This is a genomic window from Kitasatospora sp. NPDC059599 (assembly GCF_042735125.1).
GTDB lineage: Bacteria > Actinomycetota > Actinomycetes > Streptomycetales > Streptomycetaceae > Kitasatospora.
In genome coordinates this window covers 1-4815 of record NZ_JBHWCL010000270.1, presented here as the reverse complement: position 1 = coordinate 4815, position 4815 = coordinate 1, and the positions used below count along the sequence as shown (strand labels likewise).

At 78.2% G+C, this 4815-nt stretch carries 2 protein-coding genes; one reads left to right on the top strand and one right to left on the bottom strand.

The genetic code is table 11. The annotated features are described in order from the left end of the window. Nucleotides 1-1483: protein kinase (locus tag ACFV04_RS43225; RefSeq protein WP_380536557.1), on the bottom strand; the 1483-nt coding region annotated here is incomplete at its 3' end. A gap of 412 nt (nucleotides 1484-1895) precedes the next feature. Between ACFV04_RS43225 and ACFV04_RS43220 the strand changes: the two genes are divergently transcribed. Continuing rightward, a complete protein-coding gene (locus ACFV04_RS43220) occupies nucleotides 1896-4751 on the top strand; it encodes an FtsK/SpoIIIE domain-containing protein (RefSeq protein ID WP_380536556.1) in 2856 nt (951 codons plus the stop codon). The last annotated feature ends 64 nt before the right edge of the window (nucleotides 4752-4815 follow it).

Here is a 4815-nt window from a genome sequence, read left to right as displayed (position 1 = left end):
GCTGCGGGCGGCCGCCCTGGGGGGCATGGCCGCGCTGGGGGCCCTGCCCGTCCTGGCCGGCCTGCCCGCCTCGTCCGGCCTGGTAGGGCGGCGGGGCGACCGGCGGGCGCTGCGCGTAGCCGGGCGGCGGCGGGGCCTGCCGGTAGCCGGCCGGCGGCTGCGGCTGGTGGCCGGGCCGGCCGCCCGGCGCTCCCTGACCGGCCTGGTAGGGCGGCGGGGCGACCTGCGGCTCGCCGTACTCCTCGTAGTCCTCCGGGCCGAAGTAGCCGACCTGGGTCTGCTGGTTGCGGTCCCGCGCCGCGCGCAGCTGGGTCTGCCACGGGTGCGGCGCCTCCTCCTGCGGCCCGGGGGGCGCGGTGGGCGGGGGCGGCGGCACAGCGGTGGGCGGCAGCACCTGGGTGCGGTCCGCGCTGCCGTACGGGGGCGCGGGCGGCGGCTGGGTGCCCATCACCCGGGTCGCCGCGGCCGGGTCGTACCCGGGGGCGCCGGGGGCGCTCGGCGGCAGCACCTGGGTGCGGGCCTCGGTGCCGCCCGGAACGGCCGGGACGGCGCCGGGCACGGTGGTGGGCTGCGGGTCCGGCTGGAGCAGGGCGGCGACCGCCAGCGCCTCGTCCACCGCCGCCGGGGAGGCGTGCACACCGACACCGGCCGCGACCACCCGCAGGGCACGGGCCAGCGAGGTGGCGCTCGGCCGCTGGGCCGGGTCCTTGCGCAGGCAGCGCTCGATCACCGTCCAGAGCGGCTCGGGCATGGTGCTGGGCCGCTGCGGCTCCTGCGCGAGGTGGGCCTGGAGGACGGCGAGCGCACTGTCGCCCTGGAACGGCTGGCGGCCGGTGACCAGCTCGAACAGCATGATCCCGGCGCCGTACACGTCCACCGCGGAGGTCTGCGGGCGGCCCTCGGCGGACTCCGGCGCGACGTAGGCGGGGGTGCCGACGAACTCGTGGGTGCGGGTGACGCCCGGGGAGTCGGCGAGGCGGGCGATGCCGAAGTCGGTGAGCAGCGGGTGCATCTGCTCGATGCCGTTGACCACCGTGGAGGCGAGCAGCACGTTGGCCGGCTTGAGGTCGCGGTGGACGATCCCGTCCGCGTGGCTGGCCGCCAGCGCGTCCGCGACCTGCGCCATCAGCAGGGCGCCCGCGATCGGGCTGAACGGGCCGTTGGCGCGCAGGTAGCGGGCCAGGTCGGGGCCCTCCACCAGGTCCATCACCAGGGCCAGCAGCTCGCCCTCGACGACCAGGTCGCGAACCCGGACGATGTTCGGGTGGGTCAGCCGCAGCAGCAGTGAACGCTCGCGCAGGAAGCGCATCACGACGTCCGGGTCGGCGGCCAGTTCCTCGCGCAGCACCTTGATCGCCACCCGCTGGCCGGGCTCGCTGCCCGGCACCTGGACGTCCTCGCGCACCACGCCGCGCCAGACGGTGCCGGTCGCACCCCGTCCGAGGGTCTCATCCAGCAGATACTTGCTGCCGACTGGCCGCACCTGTCGCACTCCTCGCCGTGCCGCCCGCGCGGGGCGCTCCTCCGCTGGTGCGGTGAGCCTGCCGGGCCCGTGTCTGCGGCCACTCTAACGGTGTCCGTTCGGGTTTTTGAGGTGACCGGCAGGCCATCCGAGCAGGGTTGGGGGACATCCCCTAGGGGACCACCCGGAGCGGGTCGAGGGGCCGGCTCAGGGGGGCGGCAGGGGGGTGGTTGACCTGACTCACCGCCACCTCCACCATGACGATGATCGCAAGATCGTCAAATCCGGTACGGTGCGCGGACCGTCCGTGCCGGATGGCAGGATGGACACTCGCCACTCGTGTGGCCCAATGGGGTCGCCGCGTCCGCCCGGTGCGTGCGCGACGGCGCCGGGGTACCAGGCTTCACACCAGCAGAAGGGACCCGCGGGCGAGATGCAGATCCGGCTGACCGTCCTCCGACCGCGCAGCGGCCCGGCCGCCGCCGGCTCCGCCATCCCCTACGTGGACGTGCTGGTCACCGCGCCCGTCGGCACCGCGCTCGGCGCCATCGCCGGCGCCCTCGCCGGCGCCGTGGGCGTGCGCGGACCGCGGGCCGCCACCCACGTGCACCTGTACGCCGGGGCGCACCGGGTGGACGAGCACACCCTGCTCGGCCACCCCCCGCTGCTCGACGGAGCCGTCCTCAGCCTCAACGAACCCGACCCCACCGCCGACGACCCCGACGACACCCCCGCCGTCGCCGAACTTCGCGTCGTCGGCGGCCCCGACGCCGGCGGCGTGCACCGGCTGCACGGCCGGGAGATCCGGATCGGCCGTTCCGGTGAGGCCGACGTCCCCCTCGACGACCCGGACGTCTCCCGGCTGCACCTCGCACTGCACATCGCCGAGGACGGCCGGGTCGCCGTCCGCGACCTCGGGTCCACCAACGGCACCACCCTCGACGGCCGGCTCGTGCCGCCCTGCCCGCCCGAGGCCGCCGTCCCGCTGGAGCCCGGCGCCCTGCTGCGGATCGGCGAATCGACGCTGCAGGTCACCGCCCCCGACCCGGCCGAACCCGCCGGTGCCGTCCGCGCCGCCCTGCCCGACGGCCACGGGCACCTCCAGCTCGCCGCACCCGGCCCGGCCCGGCCCGCACCGCCGGTGGTCGAGCCGCCCGCCGCCCCCGAACCCGCCCCGGGCCGGGGCCGCGGCCTGTTCTCGCTGCTGCCCGGCCGCACCGCCGAGCCGCCCGGCCAGGAGAGCGCCGAACGCCACCACGCCGCCGTACGGCTGCGCCAGACCGCCGCCCAGCGCGAACGCTGGCCCGACCTCGCCGGCCTGCTGCTCAACGCCGTCGGTCCCGGCCCCCGGCTGTGGGAGCGCGGCCCCGGCCACCCCGACGCGCTCACCCTGCGCCTGGGCACCGCCGACCGCCCCGGCGGCCCCGGCACCACGCCCGGCACCACGCTGCCCGCCGTCCCGGTCACCCTCGACCTGCAGACCGCCGGCAGCCTCGGCCTCTGCGGGCCGCGCGAGCGCCTGGACGCACTCACCCGCGCCGTCGTCGCCCAGCTCGCCGCCCTGCACCCGCCGACCGGCCTGAGCCTGGTCGTGGTCGACGCCGACCCGGCCCGCACCCCCGAGGAGCGCGTCGACACCTGGGCCTGGGCCCTGTGGCTGCCCCACCTGCGCCCGGCCGACGGCCAGGACTGCCGCCTGCTGATCGGCCTCGACGACGAACAGGCCGCCGCCCGGCTGACCGAGCTCACCGCCCGGCTCAGCGGCCCCAGCGGCCTCGGCGGCCACGCCGCCACCGTGGTCGTGGTCGACGGCCGCCCGGCCTCCGAGACCGCCAGGCAGGCGCTCGACCTGCTGCTGCGCCAGGGCCCCGCGGTCGGCATCTTCCCGGTCTGCCTCGCCGAACAGCCCGAGCTGCTCCCCCGGGGCCTCGGCGCGACCGCCCTGATCACCGGCGAGGTCGGCACCCAGCTCTCGCTCGACCGCCCGGTCGCCCGCGGCCGCGAGACCCTGCACGAGGTCTCACTGGACGCCGTCTCCGACGCCTGGGCCGAACGGCTGGCCCGCGTCCTCGCCCCACTGCGCGAGGCCGCCCCGGCCGTCCGCGGCCCGCTGCCGGACGCGCTGCGCCTGCTCGACCTGCTGCAGCTCGACACCGTCACCCCGGCCAAGCTGTCCGCCCGCTGGGCCGCGCACGCGGGCGGCATCGGCGCCGCCACCGCACTGCTCGGCACCACCCGGGACGAGCTGTGCACGCTCGACCTGGCCGACCCCGAACTCGCCCTGCCCTCCCCCGACCCGGGCGGCCCGCACCTGCTGATCGGCGGCGCCCGCGGCTCCGGCAAGACCGAACTGCTGCGCACCCTGGTCGCCTCGCTCGCGGTCTCCGAGCGCCCCGAGCGGCTGGCCGTCACGATCATCGAGGGCCGGCCCACCGAGGAGGGCCTGGACGGCTGCACCGAGCTGCCGCACGTGACCGGCCTGGTGAACGCCGGCGCCGATCCCCGGGCCGCGCTGCTCGCGGCCGAGGCGCTGGAGGACGAACTCGACCTGCGGGAGCGGCTGTTCGACGGCCTGGACTTCGCCTCCTGGCACGCCGCGCGCATCCTGGACGACCGGCACGCGCTGGACGAGCGGCCCGAGCCGGCGGAGCACCCGCAGGTGCCCGTGCCCGCCACCGTCGGAGCCGCGGCCGCCCCGGCGGCCCGGGTCATCGCGCCGCGCAGCGCGGAGGGCCCCCGGCCCGGCGCCGCCCCCGCGACGCCCACCCCGGCGACGCCCGTCCCGGCCCGCCTGGTCGTCGTCGTGGACGACTACGACGCCCTGCTCTCCCCCACCTCCCCGGCCGGCCGCCCGCTCGCCCGCGCACTCGCCGACGTCGCCCGCCGCGGCGGGGCGCTCGGCGTCCACCTCGCCGTCGCCACCGGCCGCCCGGAGGACAGCGCGGGCAGCGAGGTGGACGAGGCCGCCCTGCTGCGAATCGCGCTGCGCACCGACGACCCGGCCGACTCCGACCTGCTGATCCACCTGGGCGACGCGGCCGCCCTCCCCGAGGACACCCCCGGCCGCGGCTACCTGCGGCTGCCGGACGGCGGCGTCACCGCCTTCCAGACCGCCCGGATCAGCGGTCGCATCCCGCGCACCGCCACCCTGCGCCCGACGGTGGTCGCGGTGGACCCGCTGCAGCTCGGCGCCCCGCCCGCCCGCCGGCCGGTCCGCGAGCTCGGCAACGGCCCCACCGACCTCGCCCTCCTGGCCAGCGCCCTCCAGCGCGCCGCCGCCCAGCGCTGAGCGGGCGGGTCGCACCGCCGGCGTACGACGGAGGGCCCCGACGAACCGGACGGTTCGTCGGGGC